Here is a 24,650-nt window from a genome sequence, read left to right on the forward strand (position 1 = left end):
ACTTTTTATTTGCAGGCTGAAGTAACGAGAATGCGACGCGCAGTTTTCAAAAAAACGCACGGCAGGAAATCCCGCCGTGCGTCCATAGATTCTGATTTACGCTTAAATTATTTAAGAGTAACTTTAGCGCCTTCAGCCTCAAGTTTAGTTTTGAGCTCTTCAGCTTCTGCTTTGGAAGCACCCTCTTTGAGGACTTTCGGAGCACCGTCAACTACTTCTTTAGCTTCTTTCAGGCCAAGTCCTGTAGCTTCACGTACAACTTTGATAACTTTAACTTTGTTCGGGCCAACCTCTGTCAGCTCTACGTCGAACTCGTCTTTCTCCTCAGCTGCTGCTGCATCGCCTGCTGCTGCTGCAACTACAACGCCTGCTGCTGCGGATACGCCGAACTCTTCCTCACATGCTTTTACAAGATCGTTTAACTCTAATACAGATAACTCTTTGATAGCGTCAATAAACTCTGCGGTTGTTAACTTTGCCATTTTATTTTCCTCCTTGGATATTTTCTGAATAATGTTCTCAGGCTGCGTATTTCACGCTGCCCGCTTGAGGCTTAGGCCTCTGCTGCGCCACCTTTGGACTCTGCGATCTGGTTGAGGACGCGAGCCAGGTTTGCGATCGGGGACTGGATGCTTCCAAGCAGTTTGCCAAGAAGTTCTTCTCTTGACGGAACGTTTGCCAGTGCTTCCATTCCAGCTTTGTCGTAGTAGTTTCCTTCTACAACACCAGAAACCATCTCCAGCTTCGGAGCGGTTTTTGCAAATTTAGCGATGATTCTTGCCGGAGCTGTTGCATCGTCCTTGCTGATTGCGATAGCGTTTGTGCCATCCAGGTCTTTGGTAAGAGACTCGAAAGCAGTACCAGCGAATGCACGTTTCATCATTGTATTTTTGTATACTTTGTAATGAACGCCTGCTTCTCTTAACTCTTTACGCAGCTGAGTATCCTGAGCAACGGTTAATCCGCTGTAGTTTACCAGCAGCACGCACTGTGCGCCTTCTACCTGTGCGCTGATCTCTTCCAGGACCGGCTTCTTCAGATCGATTTTTGCATTGATTGCCATGATTGCACCTCCTTGTAGTATTTCGTACCTACGCTTTGGAAGTATAAAAAAAGCTCTTCGCGAAGATTGGCGAAGAGATCTCAAAATTCCATAACATGAACCTTGTGTAACTTCTCCTCGGCAGGCGTTTGAAACTTACGCCTTGCGGCACCTGCTGTCTTCGGCGTGATACAGATGGTATATTATCATATGTGATGAGGGTTGTCAAGATCAAAATAAACTTTTTTCATATTTGTGCAACTTCATCGTTACTGTTCACTCAGCAGTGAAACACCTGCTGTTTCGCTGCGTAAGAAAGTGATTCAGGAGTGAGCAGCCCTCCTTTTGCGAAGCAAAACTTTAAATGAGGGCTGCGAATGTTACAGTTCGCAGGGAATCTGTGAACTGTAACACTTCATCAAAATATACGTTCTGTTTTTTCAAACCGTTTCTACACATATCATGTTATACTTATTTTGTTGTCTCACCTACACCAAGGCAACTTGGAAAGGAGGTGACGTTGTTGGAGCCTATTACTTCGCTTATTGTTTCCGTTATGGCAGGTGTGATTTGCCACCTCATCTGCAAATGGTTGGACGAAAACGATTAGAAGGACAACCAGCCCAAAAGTTTAAGCCGCTTTACGGAATAGAAAAACCCGGAGACTGCCATCTCCGGGGTTTTCGTTGTTGAAACCTTTTAGCTTCGCTTTGCCTACGGCAAGTATATCATATGCAGAACCGAATTTCAAGATTCCTCTCCCACATTTTTATTTCACTTTCACCAGTCGCACAGCCATATACGGTCTTGACGGCATGTCGATCGTGAATTCTCCGCTGTGGCGGCCTGCCGGGGTGATGGTCATGTTCCAGGTGTCGATGACTTCCACATCAAACTCCTGGCCTTCCGGCATGTGGAACGGGCGACGGCATGGGCGGTTGGCTCCGAAATAGTACATGATACAGTCTTTTCTCGGATGGCTTGCGCCGTTCGTGCAGCAAGTCTCATCAAAGAATGCCGGAAGCGGCTCCATATAGCCTCCGTTTTCTTCCATAATGTCCAGCAGGAACTGAATACGCGCCGGGCTGCCGCCCCTCAGCTCTCCGCCGTGTGACCACCAGATCACACCGTTTTCATTTTCATACGTCTCGCCGTGCTGGCCATATCCACCTCTGGTATATGCCTCCCAGAACCGGCGTGTCATCTCCTCGCCGCTGATATTTCCCCAGCCGAACGGAAGATTTCCTTCATATGCAATCTCATCGAGTACGCACGGTTTTCCATACTGCGGGCGCCAGATTTCCACATTTTCTGCGGTACGGTACAGATCGATTCTCTGCAGACTGCAGTGCGTGATCCATCCCCTGGAATGATCGTACATGGTCATACAGTTGTGAATGGAGCGCAGATGGCGGTACGGATCCTGACGGCAGACGGTTTCTGCATTGGACTCCCACTCGGATACCGGTTTCCAGCGGAACAGGTCAAATTCATTTGCCATAGCCCACCATACATTGTGGTATGCACTGAAACGGTTGACAACGTATCTTAAATAAAAGCTCTGCTGCTCCAGATTCATGCGGGAATAGCCCCAGCGGTCGTACGGATGGAACAGAATCAGATCGGCCTGGATTCCCATGGTGCCAAGGCGTGCGATCGTGTTTTCAATGTGTTCAAAATAAGAAGGATTCGGACGGGTATAATCCCATACTTCATCCGGGTTTTCGATCATGGCATCAATGCCGCCGAACATATTGCGCGGCGCTTTTTCCAGCTTCTCTGTCTCAAAGTCAGACGGAGACCACGGAGAATTTTCACGAATTTCAAACGGATACTGTGCCGGCTCTTTTAAATTGTAGACATAGTGCTTCGGGAAAACGCAGAAGCGGATCTTATTAAACGGAGAAGCAGCAAGGCTTTCATACGTTTTCTCCTGAGTCTCCTTACTCTGCAGCTCCCACACATAGCAGGTCGTACCGCACGGGTAGTATTCCTTTCCGTCATCGTAAGCAAAATGGTAGGTGTTTGCTACCCGAACCGGACCGTGGCAGTTTTCATCGGCTGCGCTGACCTCCACCGTCACCTTCGCCTCATCGCCCCAGCTTGTTACTGCGGTAATCTCATACGTTCCTTCGCAGGATGGCATAAAGCGAAGCTTGTATACGCCGTTTCCATCATAAAAGCCCTCGGCATGCTTTTCCTCTGCCTGGCCTGCCATCGTTCCTTTCACCCACTGCTCCGCGAACGGATTTCCCTCGGACGGTCCCCGGAAAACCAGTTCTGCAATTCCATATCGTTTTACATATTCGGTATAAGACTGTAACATACGTTCCACCTTTCTGAAATAAGTATTGCTTCGTATCGTGATAATTTAATTTTACTAAATGCATTTTGAATAGTCAATCTTTTTAAATTAAACTTTTAAACAATAATTCAGTTGTTTTTTTATCACTTTTGCCGATATCTATTTCTTTTTTCCTTGTATTTATTGACGTTTTTTCACTTTTATTGTAAACTTTCCCATAGAGTCTGCCGGACCTTTTGCTGAACAGTTCCGGCATTTTCTTTTTATCTGGCTCAAAATTCAGCATATATCTAACATGTACAGGAGAGGAGATGGTCCTTTGAAAAAACGCTTTTCCAAAATTTCCATACACTCACTTGGTTTTCGTATTTTTGTTCTGCTTGCAGTCATGATCGTCCTTTTTTGCGCGCTTGTCGCGTACAACAACACAGCCGCTTTCGGTCTGATGCTTGAGCGGATCCATGAGAACTCGGAAAATACACTGGTTCTGTACCAGAAAAGCCTGGATGAAAATCTTTCCCGCACGGAAACCTACCTCTATGTTTTCGCATTAAATGATGCCGATCTTCTTTCCCTCCGCGCAGCAGAACCACAGACAACCAACTGGTATATCACATTAAACCGAATCAAAAAAAGCTTTGAAAACGCAACGCCAAACTATACCGTAGACGGCTTTTTCTGCTATCAGGAAGCCACAGATGCCCTGGTCCTCTATGACCAGACCACCAACCCGACACCGTTCCTCTGGAACTATATCCGTGAAATCGCCAAAACAGAGGATCCGTCCTCTGTATGGAATCTCAACGAAATCAACGGGAAATATTACCTTGTCCGTATTCTGAACCTGAACGGATATCTGCTCGGCGCGTACATTTCCACGGATACACTCCTTGGCACTCTGGTCGATACAAAAACGCAGGACAGTCTTCTGTATTTTTCCGATGGTCCCCTTCTTCTGCGCACCCCGTCAAACGATGTCTGCCTGGAGGCTCCCCGCTTGAAATGGCGACGATATCCTTCCTACGACATTGATGGAACCTCCTGGATGGCTGTTTCACATGAACTGAACGAAACACCGCTGTCGCTGACCCTGCTTTTAAAGGCTTCGGAATACACCAAATATCAGAGCAGCTTTTATCTTCTCGCCCTGATCGTTTCGCTCGGTCTGTTCGTAATCTGGCTGCTCCTGTCTGCTTCCCTGCACCGCTGGGTTCTTCACCCGGTTCACATGCTGACGCATGCGCTGGAACAGCTCCGCGGCGGTGATCTCAAGGTGCGGATTCCGGATGACGCTATGCTCGACGAATTCCGGAAAATGACGACCGCTTTCAACGATATGGTCGAAGAGATCGATGATCTGAAAATCGCGAATTACGAAAAACAGCTCGCCCGTCAGAAGCTGGAAGCGCTTTACCTGAAGCAGCAGATCACGCCGCATTTTATGATCAACTGCCTGAACACCATTTATCAGCTGACTGAAAATAACCATGCGGACCTGGCACGGCAGATGCTTCAGAACCTGAGTGTACATCTGCGCTATACGCTTTCCTCCGGCCAGACCGTCTCGCTTTTAGAAGAGCTAAACCTTGTAAAAAACTACGTGGAGCTTTCCTCCATCCGCTATCCCGGCGCGCTGCGCCTGCTCCCTTCCTGCGAAGAATCGCTGCACAATGCAACGGTTGTGCCGCTTATGCTCCTGAACTTTGTGGAAAACACGATCAAATATGAGGTCGTTATGGGGAAAGTGCTGGACATGCATATCGATATCACCGCGCAGGAAGAAAATCAGTGCACCCGTCTTCATATCTGTATCTGGGATACCGGACGCGGTTTTTCCGAGGATATACTTGCCGTGATGCAAAAGCTTGATACCTATGTAAACTCCGAGCAGGAACACATCGGCATCACAAATGTGGTGCTCCGCCTCCGCCAGATTTTTCCCGACGCGGCTTTTGCTTTTGGCAACCGCCCCGGCGCAGGCGCTCAGATTACCATTGATTTTCCTTACGTTCCCTTTTTCCGCATCGACGGATAACCGGAACAGCTAAAAATATGTTTTGGGAGGTTATTATGAACCTGTTAATTGTAGACGATGAATATTATACCGTCGAAAGCATCTCCAACAAAATCCGCACACTACGCCCGGACTTTTTTGAGATTTTCTGTGCCTACAATCTGACGCAGGCATTGGAAGCCTTTTCCGCGCATCCGATTGATCTGATGATTTGTGATATCGAGATGCCCGGCGGCTCCGGCCTCGAACTGCTGGACCAAATCCGCCAGGCACACTACGAAACCGTCTGCATTTTTCTGACCGCCTATGCAAAATTTGAATATATTTCCCGCGCTATGAAGCTTTCCAGCAGTGACTATCTGTTGAAGCCGCTGGACGACCATGCTCTTCTGGAAGCTCTTGACAAAGCCTGTGCGCAATGTGAAAAGCAGCAGAAGGACCGCGTCAACACCCTTCATGCCAATTACTGGAAGGAAAGTGAGCTCCCGCTTGCGGAACAGTTTTTCCTCGACCTGTTAAATGGCAGTATTTCCTCTGCTCCTCCCGAAGTGATGGATGAAATCCGCTATCGCCGTCTGGATGTCAAACTGATTCATCAGCCCTTCTGTCCGCTTCTGATCCAGACCGGACAGACGAACTCCTTTTCTCCGACCGACAACCGTACCCTGTATGAATTTGCCTTAAAAAATATTGCCCGGGAATATTTTTTTGAACCCGGCGAGCTGCCGCTGACGATCCGCGCACTTGATGGTTTTTATCTTCTGCTTCTCCCGGCCTCCACACACTCTCGGGACGCCGTGATTGGCCGATGCCGTCAGGCCCTGACCGACTTTGTGACACACTTTCCGTTCTCGATCAACTTTTTCGTTGTTCAGAAGGTCTGTCTCCCGGAAGACCTGCGAAAAGCTTTTCTTTCCATGAAAGCCTTCGCCGGAAAGAATGTCACCTACGAAAATCACGTTTTCGATCTTGCCGCTGAAACCGAAGCTCCTGTTCAGACACCTTTTCAGCCGATTCCATCCGACCGCTGGTCCGATCTTCTCACATCCGGAAAAACGGAACAGCTTCAGATTGAGATTTTTGCTTTCTTAAATCAGATGAAGAGTTCCGGCACCGCTACGCGGGAATTTCTGACCGGCTTTTACTATCAGTTCCTGCAGCTGCTGTTCCGCCAGATGGATCATCCGGGCAGCGAAGACGAAGCCTTCCGCCGCCAGATTACCGTTGCTTCCCCGGAGCAGACCTTCTCCTCGTTTGGTGCTTTACGAGAATGGATTTCCAACAGTCTTCTGCTATTCATACAAAGCCGTCAGGCAGCCGCTTCCCAGGACACGGCTGTTGCCACCGTGAAAGCATATATCGAATCGCACCTCTCCGACGAGCTGGATCGCGATACGCTTGCAGCCATGGTATACCTGAACGCCGATTATCTGTCCCATCTCTTCAAAAAAGACACGGGAAGTTCTCTCATCAACTACGTCATCGACCGCCGGATTGCGCGCTCCAAGGAACTTCTCGCAAAGGGCGAAATGAGCATCCGCGACATTGCCATCACCTGCGGCTTCCAGAATATTTCGTACTTCTCCCGCCAGTTCAAAAAATCGACGGGCATGACACCGCGGCAGTTTAAAAATTAAAAAAATCCGGTTTTCCTTTTGCATATCGGAAAGCCGGATTTTTGGGAGTCACTCACATTTTTTTGTCAGCCCTTCACGCCGCCAAGGGTAATACCTTTTACAAAGTTTTTCTGAATGAACGGATAAATGATCATGATCGGCAGAATACCAAGTGCTGCCATCGCCATCCGAACCGTTCCGGACGGGATCTGGGAGAGACCCTCGCCTGCCTGCGCCATGTTGTTGGCATTCTGCGTCAGTGCCTGAATATTCTGCATCAGACGGTTCAGCAGATTCTGGATACTGTAGAGATCCGTTCTCTTGGTCAGATAGATATAACCATTGTTCCAGTCGTTCCAATAGGCAATACCAGAGAACATGGCAACTGTTGTAATAATCGGCTTGGACAGCGGAATTGCGATCTTCCACATAGTCTGGAACTCGTTTGCACCGTCAATATAGGCAGCCTCGAGAATTTCATCCGGCACACCGGTGACAAAGTAGCTCTTCATCAGAAGAACGTTGAATGCGCTCATCATCAGAGACGGAACCAGCAATCCGAAAAACGTATCTTTCACATGAAATACGGTTGTGTAGTTGATATAGGTCGGTACAAGGCCTCCGTTGAACAGCATGGTAAAGAACACCAGAAAGGTCAGGACATTGCGTCCCGGCAGACCTTTTTTCGAAAGACCATAGGCCAGACAGGTTGTCAGGGCAAGGCTGCAGACAACGCCGGTTGCGGTCAGGATAAAGGACATTCCGTAGGCTTTGATTACCATGGAACTGCTGGATGTGAATACCCACTCATAAGCGTAGGTACTCCACTTTTCCGGCAGGAAAGAGTAGCCATTCTGTAGCAGGGTTGCATTGTCAGTCAATGAGGAAATGAACATCAGCAGAATCGGAATGATCGCGAGCAGTGTCAGGATTGTCATGATCAGATGGCCGAAAAAGCTATAAATTTTATCTTCTCTTGTTTTCATACCGTTCCTCCTAGATCAGCGCGCTGTCGCGGTCAATTTTACGTACCAGCAGGTTGGCGCCAAGCACCAGAATAAATCCTACGATCGACTGGTAAACACCGGCTGCGGCAGACATCGAAACATTGCCCATCTGAAGCAGTCCGCGATATACGTAGGTATCAATTGTGTTTGTTGTGGAATACAGAGCTCCCTGGTTCATCGGCACCTGGTAAAAGAGACCGAAGTCAGAGTAGAAAATTCTTCCGATTGCCATCATGGTCAGCATGATAATGGTCGGACGCAGAAGCGGCAGGGTAATATATTTGATCTGCTGCCATCTCGTTGCACCATCGATCTTGGCTGACTCATAGAAGGATTTATCAAATCCCATCAGTGTTGCCAGATACACAATACAGTTGTAGCCAACCGACTTCCATGCACTGACAAAAACCAGGATAAACGGCCAGTATTTCGGTTCCGAATACCAGGAAACCGGATCTTTTCCCAGCGCCTTTAAAATCGTGTTGTTAATGAATCCGTTTTCTACACTGAAGAATGCAAAAACAAGATATCCGATGATAACGGTGGAGAGGAGGTTCGGAAGAAGGATTGCACTCTGGTAAACTTTCTTCCGTTTTCCTTCCAGTTCACTCAAGACAATAGCTACTGCGATTGCCAGTGTTGTGTTGATTACGATAAATGCCACATTGTAGAGAATGGTATTTCGTGTAATAACAAAGGCATCGCTTGTCGTAAACAGATATTCAAAGTTTTTCAGTCCTACCCATGGACTTCCGTAGATGCCTTTTCCGGCATTGTACTGTTTGAATGCAATCACAAGACCCGGCAGAGGCATGTAATTGTTGATAAACAGATAAATGAGACCCGGCAGCATCAGAATATAGATCGGCAGAAAACGTACAAATGTTTTTCGTCTTTTCTGGCTCTTCTGACTTTTCACTCTTGCCATGTTTTTCCTTCTCCTTTTTTTTCTTATCCGCAGCCGGTCCCAAAGCGTTCCGGTTTTGACAGATTTTTCTCTTCTTACAACCTGCGCCGTCCTGTTTTTGGGACGGCGCAGTCATTTTTTGATCTAAATTCTTAAACTTTATTTGTTTGCTTCCTGCCACGCTGCAAGCTGTGCCTTTTTCTCGTCGATAATCTTCTGAAGGCCTGCAGTCATCATCTTATCGTTCATCTCAGCAATTCCGGTCTCCGGGTCTACAAAGCCGTACTCTACGCTGGTCTGATACTCGTTGTATACGTTCTGTACTGCTGTGAGCTCGTTTGCCACATTTGTGCTGTCAAAGGAGAAACCGCTTGCTTTGGAAACCTTTGCATTGGTGTTAAACTCTTTCATCTCTGTCCACAGATCCGGATCATTTCCTTCCCATACATGGGTCAGGAACTGGTTCGGCATCATCCATCCCATGGAATGATTCCATCCGGAGTTGGATGCATCTACACCGTCTGCATAAGTAGCAAGTCCGTCATCGCCAATTTTATAATGTGTTCCCTCGATGCCCCATGCCAGAAGGTTTGCGATATCGGCATTTGTGTAGCACTCATTCAGGAATTTCATGGCTGCTTCTTTATGCTGTGCAGAGATCGGAATGGTCCAAGGCATACTAGCCACAGATGTGGAACTGATATAGTCATCCAGTGTCTGGAAGATGGTCATATCGCGACCGGTCAGTGTAGTCTCCTGCGCTTTGATGCCAGGCTTTCCGCCTGTGGTATAGCTCATCAGAGTTCCGGCTTTTACAAGCTCTCCGACTGCTGTTGTATCGGTCGATGCATCGGCACTGATATAGCCTTTCTGATTGTAGTCATACAGTCTTGCACAATAATCCTTGTAGAAATCGCTCTCAAAGAGATTTACAACATCAAGGTTCTGGCCATAGTCAAGCAGCACACCGAACACATTTCCTCCAAGGGAGTCTACGTTAGAGAACTGCGACATAGAACCTGTTGTCGGACGATAAACCTCTTTGTCCGGATACTTCTCATGCAGCTGTGCATAAATGTCATTTAATTCATCCAGACTGATTTTTACGATCTCATCGTCTGTGTTTGCTTCGTAGCCAATACCATCGAGATACTCGGTTGCGATCGCTGCGCATCCACGTCCCTGTGCAATGTCTCGGTTACTTGGAAGTCCATATAAAACTCCGTTTACACGGCAGGCATCTACATTTTCCTGTCCAACCGCATCAATAATTCCCTGTCCGTAAGTCTGAATCAGATCATTTTCTTCTAGGTCGGAGAGGTATCCCTGCTGAATTCCGGTTGCATATGGGAAACCTACACATGCAAGTACATCAATTTCCTCATTTGCGGAAAGCGCCAGCGTCGTGTTCTGGTTAAAGGAACCGTAATCAGTAATGGAAAGCTCAATTTCAACACCAATCTTATCTCTTGTGATATCATTGATGGCTTCCTGTACTTTCTCCGTATCTGCCGGAGCACCCGTCCAGGTCGGGAAGCTTACGATGATTTTTTCCACTTCTCCGCTTCCGTTCTCTGCTGTACTGGATGCGGTACTCTTATCCTTAGAATCTGTCTTTCCGGAATCTGAACTTCCGCCGCTGCTTCCGCATGCGGCCATGGAGCATGCCATAATGGATGCCATGAAAATCGCTGCTACTTTCTTTTTCATTCTTTCGTCCTCGCTTTTTATCTTTTTGTCTTGCTGCTTTATTTCGTTTCTGAGTTTCGGCCGTGACTCATTTGATGATCTTATTATATCTGCTTTCTTACCTCCAAAAAAGAACAATCCTGCGATGAATTTGCACTTTTCTGCGGTTTCTTTCCGCATTTTGTATAGTTTATGATCACTTTTCAGTTTTTTCTATGCATTCTGCTATCAGCACCCAGTCTCCCGCCGCTGGTTTCTTTGGCATAATGCACGACTTTCCACGCACTTCCACCTGGATTTCTGCTTTTTCTGTCTGTCCCGTTCTCGGATCAAACCAGGAAATTGCATAGATTCCGTCGCAAAGGCCCGCGAGCGGTGTACTCATGCCATCCATCTCTCCGTAATAAATCAGTGCTCTCGTTTTATCCCGGCTGATCGTGGCAGCCGCAAGCTTATTGGCAAACGGGCTGATACTCTCCTCTGCTTCTGCCAGATCGTAAGGCACCATCTCCTCAAAATGATGTTCTTCATAGAAACGTTTCAGATATCCCATCTGTGCGCCTCCGGGGCCGTCAATGGCTTTCGCCCAGGTGATGCCAAATTTGTTGAATGCATTAAAATCCGGATTGATGTCACTTACCTCCCAGATATTATCCCAGATTCCCTGCGCACCGTACGTATAGCCGCAGCCGCCGGTCTGGACTGCCATATATGCCACGCGGCGCAGCATTGCATCGGTGCAGAGCCGGGTTCCGTTTTCTTCCAGTGTGGAACAGTATTCATACAGGGACTCGCCTTCGATGAATGGTTTTGTTCCGTGTTCCTTCCGATAGGCACGGTACCAGGACGGATTGATCGGGAAATCGCCGTGTCCGGCCTGATTCAGCACAAAATCAAACCACGATTCGTCATAATAGTAATCTGCAAACGGACGCTCATTCGTATAATGTGCGGTCTGCAGTGTTCCATATCCGTCCATTTTTTCCACATACTTTGCGACCTCGCGCCAGCCTTTGATGGCTGTTTCCCGCGGCTTTCCCGGGAAGTAGCCTGCCACTTCGCCTGCCAGCGTCCACACAACCGGAAGGGTGCCATAGCGGGCAATGATATAGCGTGCCAGATGTTTCTGGTGCTCCACGCCCTGCTCGATCGAGCCGGACCAGGCAAAACCGAGCGCGTTGATAAAGCCGAGGTCAGCGAGATACTGCATGCGGCGGTCGAGTTCGTTCTGGTAAAATGCCACATCCGGCACATCATCTGCGGCATCCGTTTTCCAGTAACGGCTCTTGTGCTCCTTCCAGCTGTCGCTTCGAAGGTTTGTCTGATAAACGTTATAACCCTGTTCCTTCCTGCGGTCCGCCATGCCGCGGAACATGCTCGTCATCTGCGGATGGTTCGACTCGTCCCACCGCTCACCAAAGGCAAATGCCCAGTGCGTATCGCCAAGCCAGAAAAACGGTGTTCCGTCTGCATACGTCAGATATCTTCCTGATGGATGCACTTTCAGGAATCCGTGCCGATAAATGGCAAGATCTCCTTCGTATGGAATACATTCGATCGTTCCCTGCACTCCGGAAAGTCCCGTCTCCTCCGGTGCTTCCAGTCTATAACTCCACATTCCGGTTTCGGTCGGCGCAAAGGCAATCCGATAGGTATTTCCGCCGTCCCAGTATGCTTCTCTTCTGATCCTTCTTCCCGACGGTCCCGTAAAAACACTCCAGATGGAAACATCGAGGAATGGATTGTTGTATGTTTTCTTGCTCTCAAATGATAAAATAATTTGTCGCCACTGTTCTGCTTTCATCCCCATTTTATTTTCTCCTTTATCTGCGCAGAGCGCGCCCGGTTTTTTTCGGGCACGCTCCTCGAATCTGATTTTACTGTAACTGTTTATTGTTTATTGTTTTTTATTCCAGTCCGCGTTTCTTTGCAAGCTGCACGGCAATCTCAACCAGCTCCGCCGCATCCTCGCGGCAGACAAAGCCTTTCGTTACCTGCTCTTTCGTGTTTTTCTCCGCCATTTCCCGGTAATGTGCCAATGTTCCGTACAGCTCTTTTATCATTTCTTTCGAAAACGCCTGCTGATAACCGAACAATCCTTCCTTTTCCGATTCCGGATCCAGGAAATTCTGGCCTTTTTCAATGTCGCTGGTATTGCTGTATCTTCCGGTTGGATAGTCAAGGAGGCAGGTACGCAGTCCACCGATTGTATTTCCGAACGCATCCTTTTTGTTTTCTCCGTCGCTGTCAATCGCAATCCGGTCACAGTGCGCCGGAGCTGCGCCTGTCCGTACCCAGGTAAAGAGATTCCGAAATGCTGCCGCAAAAAGAATCTGGGACGGATAGTCGTTTCCTTCCTCATTTTTTCCCATATAGAATGGCAGATGGTTGATCCGCACCAGATCCGGATCGTTCTGATAGTAGTCCACATAGCTATAGGAAGTGTCATGGCTTGCACCCGTCACATCATACTGGCGGAACAGGAACTCAGGATCATCGCTGTCCTGCTGGGCAATGCGCCATGCTTCCATTCTTCCGTTTTCACTCTCCGTCTGCACAGCGATAAACGGCTCGCGCGCCTTTTCCACACGTGTCAGACTGTAATGGTACGGAGCCATGGTTTCATACTGGTTGACCGGAATACCAAGGGAATGGACTCCTCCTCCGGAAAGGTAGCCATCAAATACACACGCACCGCGTGCCACCTCCGGACGATACGCAAAGCTGTTCAGATAGCGGAACAGATACGAACCCGACTGTGACCAGCCCGTCAAATAGACGTATTCTCTCTTATATTCCCGAATCGGATTCTGCTCCTCATCGCCGCGCAGCAGCCACGCCAGGTCTGTCAGCATGTCCCAGAAAAGACCCGTTTCGTAATCATGATTCAGATCGCCGAGTCCGCCCGTGGTCTGCAGTCGCTCCGAGAACGGCACATCCGGCGTCGGGTTAGCCCAGGAAAGACAGCCGTAACGCTTTTCATCAAACTCTACCATTTTTGCGATCGTATTCGGTTTGCTTGTGATTCCCACATAGATATCTCCGTCCCGCACAAATTTCTTCCAGCCGAGAATCCACATGCGGTCAATCTCCATAAAACTCGTTGGATTGATGATCTCCACTACAACGTTTCCGCTGCATTTTGCAGTGTCCTGCGGTGCGCGGACAATGATGCGGTTTGTATACGGCGCATCCGCAGTGCGCACACGGACGCCGCCGCGCTCGTCTGCAGTCTCATAGACGTTGGCCGTTCCATACATATAATATTCCTTCTCCACATAGCCGCGCTCCGACAGCTTCAGGTAACGCTCCGCACTGGCAAACGGATAGCTTTCTTTCGTTACCGGAATCTCCTCAAGTCTTGTAATCATCTCGTAAAACCTCCCTTTTTCCTTGTATGATTTTATTATTCCATACGGCTCCAATACGAAAAACAACGATTCTGCTGTTTTTTGACACTTTTCTGCTGTTTCTGTTTCGATCAGACTTTTTCCGTTCCGGAAACAAAAACACAGAAAAAGCGTTACAGTTCACTGGTGCCCGGCGAACTGTAACATTCGCAGCCCTCATTTAAAGTTTTGCTTCGCAAATGGAGGACTGCTCACGCCTGAATCACTTTCTTACGCAGCGAAACAGCAAGTGTTTCACTGCTGAGTAAGCAGCAACGAAAAAGCATCTCCGTGCAAATTTATCTCTGATTTGTACTTTTTCTTTCGGAATGTCTGTAGTAAACTGGTATTGTCGGGCAGAAAAAATCTATCATTCCCAATACCGTCTTTTCTGCCCATGCAAACAACTGTACTCTCAAGCTTTTTCTGTACCTGATTTTGTGAGATGATTTTTGTCAGTCGCAAAAGCAAGTGCAGAAAGACTCTGAGCGTACATTCCGTACCAAAGGAGGGTTTTTACAAATGAACGGAACTTATTATACCATTACCGAAGTTTTTGATTTCGGTCCGCATATTTCGAAAATAATTCTGGATTATGGCAAAAGCATGAAGGGTGCGGCCCCATCTCCGGAGCAGTTTACGGTACACGTTACCCGTACATCCACCGAGGGTGAGAACTTTGTCTGGCCGAATTTCATGGGTGACAAACCGGATGATTCCATGGACGGCACACGCCGCGTTTCGAACGTTTACGTTTCTGACAAAACCGGTGCACCGTGCGAGGACGGTACCTGTCTGACGCTGGAGCTGCCGTGTTTCATCATGGAAGGAATCGGCTCCATCATCAAATTCAACGGTAATTTTAATGTATTTGTCAATGTTGCTTACGATGTGACACAGACCTCTGAAATTGCAACAGACGATGATGCCATTTCTCCGCAGACGTTCGACGTAGACGGCGGAAACCGCGTCATCTACGGTGAATGGCTCAAAGAAGACCGCTACGAGGATCCGCAGATTCCGCTCTCTTACGTTTACTACGAGCCGGAAATGGATGCGGATGAGAAAATCCCGCTGATCATCTGGCTGCACGGCGCAGGTGAGGGCGGACAGGAACCGCCGATTGCAGCAATCGGAAATAAAGTTGTAAACCTAATTTCCCCAAAGGTTCAGAAAATTTTCGGCGGCAAGACCTACCTGCTCGCTCCACAGGCGCCAACTATGTGGATGGATGACGGAAGCGGAGAATATACCAAAGACGGTTCTTCCAAATATACCGAAGTTCTCGATGCCCTGATCGGTGCTTTCGTGGATGCCCATCCGCAGATCGACCGCTCCCGCATTTACATCGGCGGCTGCTCCAACGGCGGCTTTATGACCATGAAACAGATCATTTTCAACCCGTCCCGCTACGCTGCCGCATATCCGGTCTGCGAGGCTCTGGCGGATGCATTTATCTCCGATGAAGACATCCTGAAGCTCAAAGATCTGCCGATCTGGTTTACACACGCAAAAACCGACCCGGTTGTCGTTCCGGATGATTTTGTCGTTCCGACCTATGAACGTCTGGCAAAGGTCAATCCGAATGCACACTTCACCTACTGGGACAAGGTACTCGATCACACTGGAACACAGAAAAACGCGGATGGCACCCCATTCGAATACATCGGCCACTGGTCCTGGATTCCGATGCTGAACGATGAGTGTGTCCTCGATTACGACGGAAAACCGGTTATAACAGACGGAAAAGAGACTCCGATTCTGGAGTGGATGGCTGCACAGAAAAAAGCATAACACAGCACTTGCCGGATTCTCCGCCTACGGCGGATTGTTGCAGTGAAAAAAACAGATGGTATGAAATCGGACTTCAAAGCTGATTTCATACCATCTGTTTTTGTCTGTTCTTGTCTTTTTTTCTCTGTTCCGTTTGATATCATCAACCGTGCAAGTCGGCTGATCTTGTTGAAAAGCTCTTGCCCCTACTGTTCTTTTCTTTTCAGCTCTTCATAAAATTTCTGCAACACATAAAATGCCGGTTTGCGGTACTTTTTGTCCTCAGAGAGCAGCCCCTTCCGGTTATAATATTTCTGGATCAGGCTTGTTCTGCGCGGGCAGCGGAAGTCGTAGAGAATCCAGGGGGTCATGCCCTTGATGTAGTCAATGTTCCGCAGCGTTGCAATCTGTTTTTCGTACACATCCGCCTGGCACTCCTCGGTTCCTTTGTCCGAGATGGTTCCATGGTGATGCGGCAGCGCGTCTGCGCCGAACTCCGTTACGATAACCGGCTTGTCCGGCTGGCTGTTTTCCATCAGTGCCGGCAGCATCGCAAAATCCGGGGTGTACCAGCCGCAGTACTCGTTGATGCCGATGATGTCAAGGTATTCCATCAGACGGTCCTCAATCTTATTTTTCGCAGCATTAACCAGGCAGGCCGCAGACACCATTCGCGTCTCATCCTCCCGATGCGCGCATTCTGCCAGTGCGCTCATGAATTTCAGCCGTTCATCCGTATCGGCATTCTCATTTCCGACAGACCAGATGATCACGCTCGCGCGGTTCCAGTCACGGTTGATGAGTTCGCGGAGCTGATTTTTGGCATCCTCATATGTTTTTTCACGTTCAAAACGAATTGCCCAGTAAACCGGAATTTCCTCCCACAAAAGAAGCCCAAGCTCGTCGGCGAGTTTTGCCATTTCTTCGTTATGCGGGTAATGTGCAAGGCGCATGAAGTTGCATCCCAGTTCTTTCGCAATGCGGATATTTTCGATCCGTTCCTCTCTTGTCAGGCCTTTTCCGTTTTCCACGCTGTCTTCGTGGCAACTGATACCACGCAGGAAAACGGGCTCTCCGTTCAGCAGAATGTCTCTGCCGTTCACGCGAATTTCACGAAAGCCGACCCGGTCGCTGACGGTATCGGTTCCACAGGTTACTTTTACATCATACAGCTTCGGTTTTTCCGGTGTCCAAAGCTCCGGTTTTGCATCAAAAACAACTTCTCCGGCTCCGTTTTCCAGCTGGATTTTCCGGCTCACGCCAAGCTCCTCGATGACAAGCTCTGCCTTGGCTGTGATTTTTTCCGACAGTGTCACTTTCGCCATAACATGTCCAAATGTTCCGTCCGGCACAAGCGCAATTTTAAAAGTTTTGATATGGCATTTCGGAACACGGATCAGTGCGATATCGCGGTATACGCCGCAGTAGTTGAACCAGTCGGTATTCTCGGTCGGCACCTGCTCCGGCCGTCTCGTTCCGTCAACAGCAAGCACGATGCGGTTCTCCGCTTTCAGGTATTCTGTGATATTCCAGAACGCCGGTGTCGATCCGCCGCGATGCATACCGACGTATTTTCCGTTTAAGAAAACGCGGCACAGATAATTGGCTGCGCCCACCTTCAGAAAAACTGTTTCCTCTCTTTCTGCGATATAGGAAATTTTTCTCGTAAAGATCATGCTTCCCTCATACAGGAGATACATCGGATCGATGGTATTCCAGCTGCACGGAAGCTGCATCACCGGCCACTCGTCAAAGGAATAGTCGATTGGCACAGTGAAGCCTTTTTCGTCGCGGTATCTCTCTTTGTACCATTTCTGGCGCAGACAGGTATCGTACTGATCGACTGCATAATGCCAGCCGCCGTTCAGCAGCTCCTCTCTTCTTCCCCCTTCAAATATCATCGTGTCCACTGTGGCAAATCCCGTTTCGTACTGTTCGGTATAATCCTCGAGATGGATATCCGACATATACTTTTTCTCTTTTTTTGCTTCCATAAACTTTTCCCTCACTTCTCCAAACGATCCGAAACACGCTCTGCGAGTTTCTCAGGGTATCGCGGCAGTCGCCGGGTCTCGTGCAGACACGGACTTTGGCGCGGCACCACCCATTCCTTGTTTTTATTATAACGCTTTCACAGGAAAAATCTATGGTCAAAACTGTTGAGGATATTGCAAAAATTGCGGTACCGCTTATTTTTCTTCGTTTTCGTTCTTTCCTTCCGCCGCCATCTGCCGCTTCCTCCGTGTCACAAGGCCACCGATCCGTCCCGTTTCTTTTGCCGTGAGTGATCGCCAGCCGTCATTCAGCACGCGTTCTAAAAGCCCCAGCTCACCTGCGATTTCGTATTTCATTTTCTCCTTCTCCGTCATATGTTCCAGATCAATTTTCTTCTGCCTTGCCATTTTTTCTACACTCCTTTTCTCTGCATTTTTGCTTTATCCAGAGTGTAGACACTTTTTTCCGGCCTTATACCTCCTGTTGTCAAACGGATATTCGCAATCCGCTTCGCTGCTTGCTCATAGCCGAAGAGCTGCTTCGCAGCTTATCTTTTCATCCCTGCTTTCGAAATCCCCCCCCCGAAGGCAGGAATCTTTTATCTGCCGCCACACAAAAACCTCGCTTTTTGAAATACGGTCCGGTTTCCCATTCCGTTTTTTCAAAAAGCGAGGTCCTTTTCTTTATTTCTATTCTATGTTCCTATCTCCTCACTCCGGCGTCTCTCCGAGCCCGCTTTTAATTGCGGCAATGGCCGCCCGAAGTGCTTCCTCTTCATCCTCTCCTCTGCTGCAGATCTCAATAGTGTCTCCCTGCCTGATTCCTGCGGCAACGATACTCAAAATACTCTTTAAGTTAACCGTTCCCTGCATCCCGTTGTTTTCATAGGTAAACGACATGGAAGATTTGTACCGGCTTACACTGTTTGACAAATTTACCGCGTTTAAAAGATGCAGACCTGACGAATTGACAATCGTTACTTTTTCACTTACCATCTTACGTTCCACCTGTCTTTCCTTTGTAATCCGCTCATTTTTCTTTGAAAAATGGCTACTTACTCATTTTTTGCCGTGTCCCGAGTTCAAAAATCCTCCTGCATCGGTTTTTTGACCTTTTGACACTGATATTTTCATGATAGCACAGTTTTGTTAATACAGTTTGAACATTCTGTTAGATACTCCTCAATTCTTTCCGCTTACTCAGCTGACTGAAGAACAGGTAATAAATAAAGTATGCAATCGTTGTGATTACCCACGACAGCGGATAGCAGAAGGCAGCTCCTTTTAAGGAGTGGAAATGCGGCAGAACCGCCGTCATCCACACGATACGTACTCCACAGATTCCTATTCCGGTGATAAACATCGGAATCCATGCATCTCCGACACCGCGGAGTGCACCGGAAAGGATTTCGATGGAAATGTAGGTAAAGAAGGTCGGAACCAGGAAATGGATCAGTCCGTGACAGATTTCACGCACCGCCGTATCTGTGGTAAACAGAGAAATCAGTGTATCACCGATAAACCACATAAACACAACCATCAGACCCGTCATCAGGAATGCCATGATCATGCTGGTGCGCACACCGCGGTGTACACGATCCATCTTTTTCGCACCGTAGTTCTGACCGACAAAGGTTGTCGCCGCAATACCGAGCGCATTGATCATCATCCAGAAAAGACCGTCCACCTTTCCGTAAGCCGCCCACGCAGCCACATTGTTGGTTCCCAGCGAGTTGACAGCAGACTGAATAATCACGTTCGATACCGAGTACAGAATTGACTGTACGCCTGCCGGAAAACCAATGCGGATAATCCGTTTGAGCATAATCCAGTCAATGCTGATTTTCCGCAGATGAAGCCGGTAAATGTCTCTGGTCCGCATCAGAGAGCCCATAACAAGAACCGCACTGATGATCTGAGACAGAATGGTCGCAAGCGCCGCGCCCATAACACCCATCTGCAAACCGACAACAAATAAAAAGTCAAGCGCGATATTGGTCATACAGCAGATGATCAGATACAGCAGCGGACGTTTCGAGTCGCCGACCGCACGCAGGATACCGGAACCCATATTGTAAATCAGGTTCCCGATGGTTCCAAGGAAATAGACACGCATATAAATCAACGCATAGTTTACAACGTCATCCGGCGTGTTCATCAGATCGAGCATCCATCTCGAACAGCCAATGCCGACTACTGTCAGCACAATACCTCCGAGAATGGAAAAGGCAATGGACGTGTGCACTGCCCACTGCACCTTGTCCTCTTTATTGGCTCCGTAATGCTGTGAAATAACAACCGTCGCACCACTCGAAAGGCCGACGAAAAATCCGACCAGCAGATTGATCAGCGTACCTGTCGTTCCGCCGACCGCCGCAAGTGCCTGTTTTCCGAGAAAGTGTCCGACAATCATGGCATCCGCCGTGTTGTAGAGCTGTTGGAAAAACGTTCCGAACAGAATCGGCAGGAAAAAGATCAGAATCTGCTGCCAGATAACACCTTCCGTAATCTGATTTACCTTTACTACTTCTTTCTTCTCTTTGTTCATACCCAAATACCTTCTAAAACTGCCGCCGGATCTCATGGCTGATTCCGACGGCAGTCCCCCTTTAAAATTTTCTTCTGCTCCTCTGCAGATACTCTTCTTCTGTTTTATATTTTCAGCTGCTTCATCCCTCTTGGCAAGCGGATATTTGCAATCCGCTTCGCTACTTGCTTGATTCGGTTAAGTAATCTTTCAAAAAGTCAAACAGCGTCTGCATTTCTTCCCGCGTGCCAATCGTAATACGCAGATAATTGTCAATGCGGGGTTTCTCAAAATACCGCACATAAATATGGCGTTCCCGGAGTGCCTGAAAAATCTTCCCGGCCGGTACGCTTTTGTGTGTTGCGAAAATAAAGTTCGATTTCGAATCCTCGAAAGAAAATCCAAGCTTTTTCAGCTCCTCCTTCGACCATTCTCGCGTTTCCATCACTTTTTTCACCGTCTTACGGAAATATTCCACATCGCGGATCGCTGCGGCTCCGGCTGCGATCGTGGTCTGATTCATGGTATACGAATTGAAGGAATATTTCACATCATTCAGATACGAAATCATCTTCTCATTTCCGATTGCATAGCCGATGCGCATGCCGGCAAGCGAACGGGATTTTGATGTTGTCTGCACAACCAGCAGGTTTTCATATTTTTCCAGCAGCGGCTGCGCAGTGGCTGCTCCGAAATCCACATATGCCTCATCCACAATTACAACCACATCCGGGTTGTTCTGTAATATCGATTCGATCGCAGAAAGCGAAAGCTCCACACCCGTCGGTGCATTCGGGTTCGGGAACACGATTCCGCCATTTGGATGATTCTCTGCAAAATACTGCTCCGGCACAATGCAGAAATTTTCATCGAGCGGGATCTGCTCGTACGGAATACGGAATTCCTCCGCCCAGACATCGTAGAAGGAATAGGTAATGTCCGGGAAAAGAATCGGTTTGTCAGAGTTAAAATACGTCATAAACGCCATCGCCAGAACATCATCCGAACCGACACCGACAAAAACCTGCTTTGTGCTTACGTGGTAGACATCCGCGATCGCCTGCACCAGTTCTGCCGCGGTCGGATCCGGATAGAGACGGAGGGTATCCTCTTCTGCTACCCGTCTGATCGCCTCTGCGGCTTTTGGTGACGGCGGATACGGATTCTCATTCGTATTCAGCTTGATCATGTCAGCCTCATGCGGCTGCTCGCCCGGTACATACGGCACAACTTTTCTTACATTCTTTTCCCAGTTACTCATAAGTTCCTTCCTTTCTGCCTGTGGTCAGGAAATGCACCCTGACTTTATTCCGTCTTTCTGTTTTTTTGGAAACCCCTGTGAATCGTAACCATTTTTTCTTTTCCTTCTGCTCCCGGCAGTTTCCCGCCGACGCAAAGTCCCTTTTCTTCCCGGTGAACCGCTTTATCCTCTCTTCTTCCAGGTAGACGGATAGAAAAGAATCAGCATCGGAAACAGTTCCAGACGGCCTGCCAGCATATCAAAAATCAGAATCAGCTTGGAAACCGGACCGTATCCAAAGAAGTTACTGGTCGGTCCTACCTGGTCAAGACCCGGTCCGATGTTGTTCAGTGTTGCGGCAACTGCCGTGAAGTTTGTCTCGAAGGAAAATCCATCCACACTGATGATCAGCATGGAAAAGCTGTAGATCACCAGATAAACAATCAAAAATACGTTGATCGCCCGCAGAACCTCATGCTCTACCGGGTGATCGTCGAAACGGATGCGTTTGATACTGCGCGGATGTACGATCGAACCAAGCTCTTTTTTCACGGTTTTTAAGAGGATCAGGATTCGCGAAACCTTGATTCCGCCTCCCGTTGAACCGGCACAGGCTCCGATGAACATCAGCATCACCAGAATACATTTTGACAGCTCCGGCCAGAGGTCAAAGTCCGTCGTGGAATAACCCGTTGTCGTGATAATCGATCCGACCTGGAAAAAGGCAGTCCGCACCGCTTCACCGATGGAATGGTACATCGGATAGGTATTCCAGGAAATCACGCCTCCTGCCAGAAGGATAATCAGGAAATACGCTCTTACCTCCTGGGACGAAATGGCGGCCTTTCCCTTTTTGCAAAGCATCAGATAATAAAAGTTAAAATTCACACCGAACGCAATCATGGCGATTGTCAGAATCCACTGCTGCAGTGGTGTGTACACTGCACAACCGCTGTTCAACACGGCAAAGCCTCCTGTTCCGGCAGCTCCCATGGCGAGTGTGACAGAATCAAATGTCTTCATGCCGGAAAGCAGCAGGGCAGCAATGGTAAAAAGTGTCATGCCAAGATAAATCTGATACAGAATTTTAGCGGTTCCGCGCACTCTCGGAACAAATTTGGAAACGGTCGGTCCCGGGCTCTCTGCCTTCATCAGGTTCATGACGGAACCGCCCTTCATCGGAAGCAATGCAAGAATGAACACAAGAACGCCCATACCGCCAATCCAGTGGGAAAAGCTTCTCCAGAACAGGCTGGCGTGTGAAAGGGCTTCCACATCACTCAAAATGCTGGCTCCTGTCGTTGTAAAACCGGAAACGATCTCAAACAGCGCATTGATATAAAACGGAATTTCCCCCGTAATTACAAACGGCACCGCTCCGAAAACACCAAGGACAACCCAGCTTAACGAAACGCAGACAAATCCGTCGCGGGAATAGATTTCCATATTGGACGGTTTTCTGAAGCAGAGGATCAGACCGGCCGCAATGCAGAGCAGTCCCCAGATAAGATACGCAAAGCCTGTCTTTTCCTGATACAGGGCTCCGACCAGCGCCGGAAACAGCATCAGCATACCTTCCACTTTCAGCACCCAGCTGATGACAAAACGAATCATTTTATAGTTCATAATCCGCTTCCCCCGTTACTCTGCCAGAATCTCATGGATATCCTGAAGACCGGTTTCCGTTGTTACGATAATGACGGAATCTCCTGCCTCAAAGGAATCCTGTCCACCCGGAATGATGACCTTTCCCTGTCTGTTAATCGCTGCTACCAGAAGGTTTGGCCGTGTTTTCATATCCTGCAGACGGATGCCGATCATACGGCAATTCTGGTTCACGATAAACTCAAGAGCCTCCACACGGTCTTCCATCAGCTTATACAGCGTCTCAACGTTGCTTCCGATGGAGTTTTTCATTGCCCGGACATACTGCAGAATGTACTCTGCGGTGATGTGTTTCGGGTAGATCAGGCTGTCCAGGTTCAGGCTGTGGATAACATCATTAAATTCCAGATGGTTGATTTTCGTTACAACCTTTGAGGATACCTTCTCTTTCGCATACAGCGACAGAATGATGTTTTCCTCATCCATATCGGTGCAGGCCACAAAGGAATCCATATTCTGGATGCGCTCCTCTTTTAAGAGCTCCTGGTCACTTCCGTCACCGTAAATAACGGTTGCATCCGGCAGTGCTTCGCTTAAAACCTCACAGCGATCCTTATTTTTCTCGATAATCTTGACATCGACGTTCATATTTGCCAGTGATTTTGCGAGATAATACGTAATTTCACCGCCGCCAACGATCATCGTATTGTGTACCTTGTTTGTATGAACACCAATTTTCTTAAACAGGCTCTCTGCGTTCTGCGGTGTGGTAATGATGGAAAGGCTGTCTTTTGCCTGGATCACAAAATTTCCATCCGGTATGTAAACCTCGCCGTTTCGCTCAACAGCACAGACCAGCAGACTGTACTGAAGCGCTCCGGCCAGCTCACGCAGCGACATATGGACAATTTTCGATGTTTCCGGCACTTTAAAGCGCAGCATTTCGATTCTTCCGCGGGAAAAGCTGTCGATCTCAATCGCAGATGGGAACCGCAGCAGTCTTGCCATTTCCATGGCGGCCGCGTGCTCCGGGTTGATGATCATGGACAGACCCAGCTTTTTACGGATAAATTCTCTCTCCTCCCGATACATCGGATTTCGAACTCTGGCGATGGTGTGACAGTCTGCTGCCTGTTTGGCAATGACACAGCAAAGCAGGTTCATTTCATCGCTTTTGGTTACGGCAATCATCAGATCCGCATGCTCAATATCCGCCTCCTGAAGCACCTGATAGCTTGCTCCGTTTCCTACAATTCCCATAACGTCATAGGTGTTGGAGACGTTGCGGACGACAATACTGTCTGTGTCGATGACCGTCACAAGGTTGTCCTCGCGGCTCAGCTGGGCGGTCAGTGCGGCTCCGACTTTTCCGCAGCCCACAATGATAATTTTCATGTTCTCTCCCTTCAATGCAAAAGCATTTCGCGTAAAATAGTAAAGACCCGCCAGGCGGCATCGTAAAACCATTTTTCGATGCACTCCAAAAAGCAGATCTGTACCCCTATTGTACGATGGCGATTATATCATATTTCCAGGAAAAGC

General features: G+C 48.3%; 18 protein-coding genes and 1 other annotated feature. Of the genes, 3 read left to right on the forward strand and 15 right to left on the reverse strand.

Translation table 11 applies throughout. The annotated features are described in order from the left end of the window. Positions 1 to 107: 107 nt before the first annotated feature. From rplL to DW642_RS12245, 3 genes are all read right to left on the reverse strand, one after another. The gene (gene rplL, locus DW642_RS12235) at positions 108 to 482 is read right to left on the reverse strand and encodes a 50S ribosomal protein L7/L12 (protein ID WP_022462823.1); all 375 of its coding nucleotides are present in this window, start codon (positions 480 to 482) and stop codon (positions 108 to 110) included. Between the two features lie 71 nt (positions 483 to 553). After that, positions 554 to 1,063 (reverse strand): 50S ribosomal protein L10, encoded by a 510-nt coding sequence (rplJ, locus tag DW642_RS12240; protein ID WP_055227784.1) that lies wholly within the window; start codon positions 1,061 to 1,063, stop codon positions 554 to 556. A 37-nt stretch (positions 1,064 to 1,100) separates the two neighbouring features. After that, positions 1,101 to 1,245: a sequence feature (ribosomal protein L10 leader region), on the reverse strand. A gap of 566 nt (positions 1,246 to 1,811) precedes the next feature. Next, a complete protein-coding gene (locus DW642_RS12245) occupies positions 1,812 to 3,368 on the reverse strand; it encodes a DUF5605 domain-containing protein (protein WP_117510348.1) in 1,557 nt (518 codons plus the stop codon). Positions 3,369 to 3,666: 298 nt separating this feature from the next. On the opposite strand from DW642_RS12245, the gene DW642_RS12255 reads away from it, so the two are divergent. Together DW642_RS12255 and DW642_RS12260 are read left to right on the forward strand one after the other, a co-directional pair. Next, a complete protein-coding gene (locus tag DW642_RS12255; protein WP_158555024.1) occupies positions 3,667 to 5,382 on the forward strand; it encodes a sensor histidine kinase in 1,716 nt (571 codons plus the stop codon). A gap of 35 nt (positions 5,383 to 5,417) precedes the next feature. After that, complete coding sequence (locus tag DW642_RS12260; RefSeq protein ID WP_158555025.1) at positions 5,418 to 6,998, forward strand: response regulator transcription factor; 1,581 nt, start codon at positions 5,418 to 5,420, stop codon at positions 6,996 to 6,998. 65 nt (positions 6,999 to 7,063) lie between these two features. On the opposite strand, the gene DW642_RS12265 is transcribed toward DW642_RS12260, so the two are convergent. The 5 genes from DW642_RS12265 to DW642_RS12285 form a co-directional block, all read right to left on the reverse strand. Next, positions 7,064 to 7,963 carry a carbohydrate ABC transporter permease gene (locus DW642_RS12265; RefSeq protein ID WP_055266923.1) on the reverse strand — a complete coding sequence of 300 codons (900 nt, stop codon included), beginning with the start codon at positions 7,961 to 7,963 and terminating at the stop codon, positions 7,064 to 7,066. Between the two features lie 10 nt (positions 7,964 to 7,973). Next, entirely contained in the window at positions 7,974 to 8,912 is a 939-nt protein-coding gene (locus DW642_RS12270; protein WP_117510352.1) for an ABC transporter permease, read from the reverse strand. 138 nt (positions 8,913 to 9,050) lie between these two features. Continuing rightward, positions 9,051 to 10,601, reverse strand: a complete 1,551-nt coding sequence (locus DW642_RS12275; protein WP_158555026.1) for an ABC transporter substrate-binding protein — start codon at positions 10,599 to 10,601, stop codon at positions 9,051 to 9,053. Positions 10,602 to 10,776: 175 nt separating this feature from the next. Then, positions 10,777 to 12,390: an apiosidase-like domain-containing protein gene (locus DW642_RS12280; RefSeq protein WP_117510354.1), complete on the reverse strand. Its 1,614-nt coding sequence runs from the start codon at positions 12,388 to 12,390 to the stop codon at positions 10,777 to 10,779. 97 nt (positions 12,391 to 12,487) lie between these two features. Next, positions 12,488 to 13,951, reverse strand: a complete 1,464-nt coding sequence (locus DW642_RS12285) for an alpha/beta hydrolase domain-containing protein (protein WP_117510355.1) — start codon at positions 13,949 to 13,951, stop codon at positions 12,488 to 12,490. A gap of 540 nt (positions 13,952 to 14,491) precedes the next feature. Between DW642_RS12285 and DW642_RS12290 the strand changes: the two genes are divergently transcribed. Next, positions 14,492 to 15,763 carry a prolyl oligopeptidase family serine peptidase gene (locus DW642_RS12290; protein WP_117510356.1) on the forward strand — a complete coding sequence of 424 codons (1,272 nt, stop codon included), beginning with the start codon at positions 14,492 to 14,494 and terminating at the stop codon, positions 15,761 to 15,763. Positions 15,764 to 15,948: 185 nt separating this feature from the next. Here DW642_RS12290 and DW642_RS12295 read toward each other — a convergent pair whose 3' ends face one another. The 7 genes from DW642_RS12295 to trkA all read right to left on the reverse strand — a co-directional run bounded on the left by DW642_RS12295 (position 15,949) and on the right by trkA (position 24,575). Then, on the reverse strand, positions 15,949 to 17,736 hold the full coding sequence (locus DW642_RS12295; protein ID WP_117510357.1) for a glycoside hydrolase family 2 protein: 1,788 nt from the start codon (positions 17,734 to 17,736) through the stop codon (positions 15,949 to 15,951). 195 nt (positions 17,737 to 17,931) lie between these two features. Further along, complete coding sequence (locus tag DW642_RS12300; protein WP_055220834.1) at positions 17,932 to 18,144, reverse strand: small, acid-soluble spore protein, alpha/beta type; 213 nt, start codon at positions 18,142 to 18,144, stop codon at positions 17,932 to 17,934. 303 nt (positions 18,145 to 18,447) lie between these two features. Next, positions 18,448 to 18,732, reverse strand: a complete 285-nt coding sequence (locus tag DW642_RS12305; RefSeq protein WP_117510358.1) for an HPr family phosphocarrier protein — start codon at positions 18,730 to 18,732, stop codon at positions 18,448 to 18,450. 175 nt (positions 18,733 to 18,907) lie between these two features. Next, complete coding sequence (locus DW642_RS12310) at positions 18,908 to 20,284, reverse strand: MATE family efflux transporter (protein WP_117510359.1); 1,377 nt, start codon at positions 20,282 to 20,284, stop codon at positions 18,908 to 18,910. A 160-nt stretch (positions 20,285 to 20,444) separates the two neighbouring features. After that, positions 20,445 to 21,524: a histidinol-phosphate transaminase gene (hisC, locus tag DW642_RS12315; protein ID WP_117510360.1), complete on the reverse strand. Its 1,080-nt coding sequence runs from the start codon at positions 21,522 to 21,524 to the stop codon at positions 20,445 to 20,447. 162 nt (positions 21,525 to 21,686) lie between these two features. Next, a complete protein-coding gene (locus DW642_RS12320; protein ID WP_117510361.1) occupies positions 21,687 to 23,129 on the reverse strand; it encodes a TrkH family potassium uptake protein in 1,443 nt (480 codons plus the stop codon). Positions 23,130 to 23,144: 15 nt separating this feature from the next. Continuing rightward, on the reverse strand, positions 23,145 to 24,575 hold the full coding sequence (gene trkA / locus DW642_RS12325) for a Trk system potassium transporter TrkA (protein ID WP_256359696.1): 1,431 nt from the start codon (positions 24,573 to 24,575) through the stop codon (positions 23,145 to 23,147). Between the last annotated feature and the right edge of the window lie 75 nt (positions 24,576 to 24,650).

It is taken from the genome of Blautia sp. AM23-13AC (assembly GCF_003435675.1).
Classification (GTDB): Bacteria; Bacillota; Clostridia; order Lachnospirales; family Lachnospiraceae; genus Fusicatenibacter; species Fusicatenibacter saccharivorans.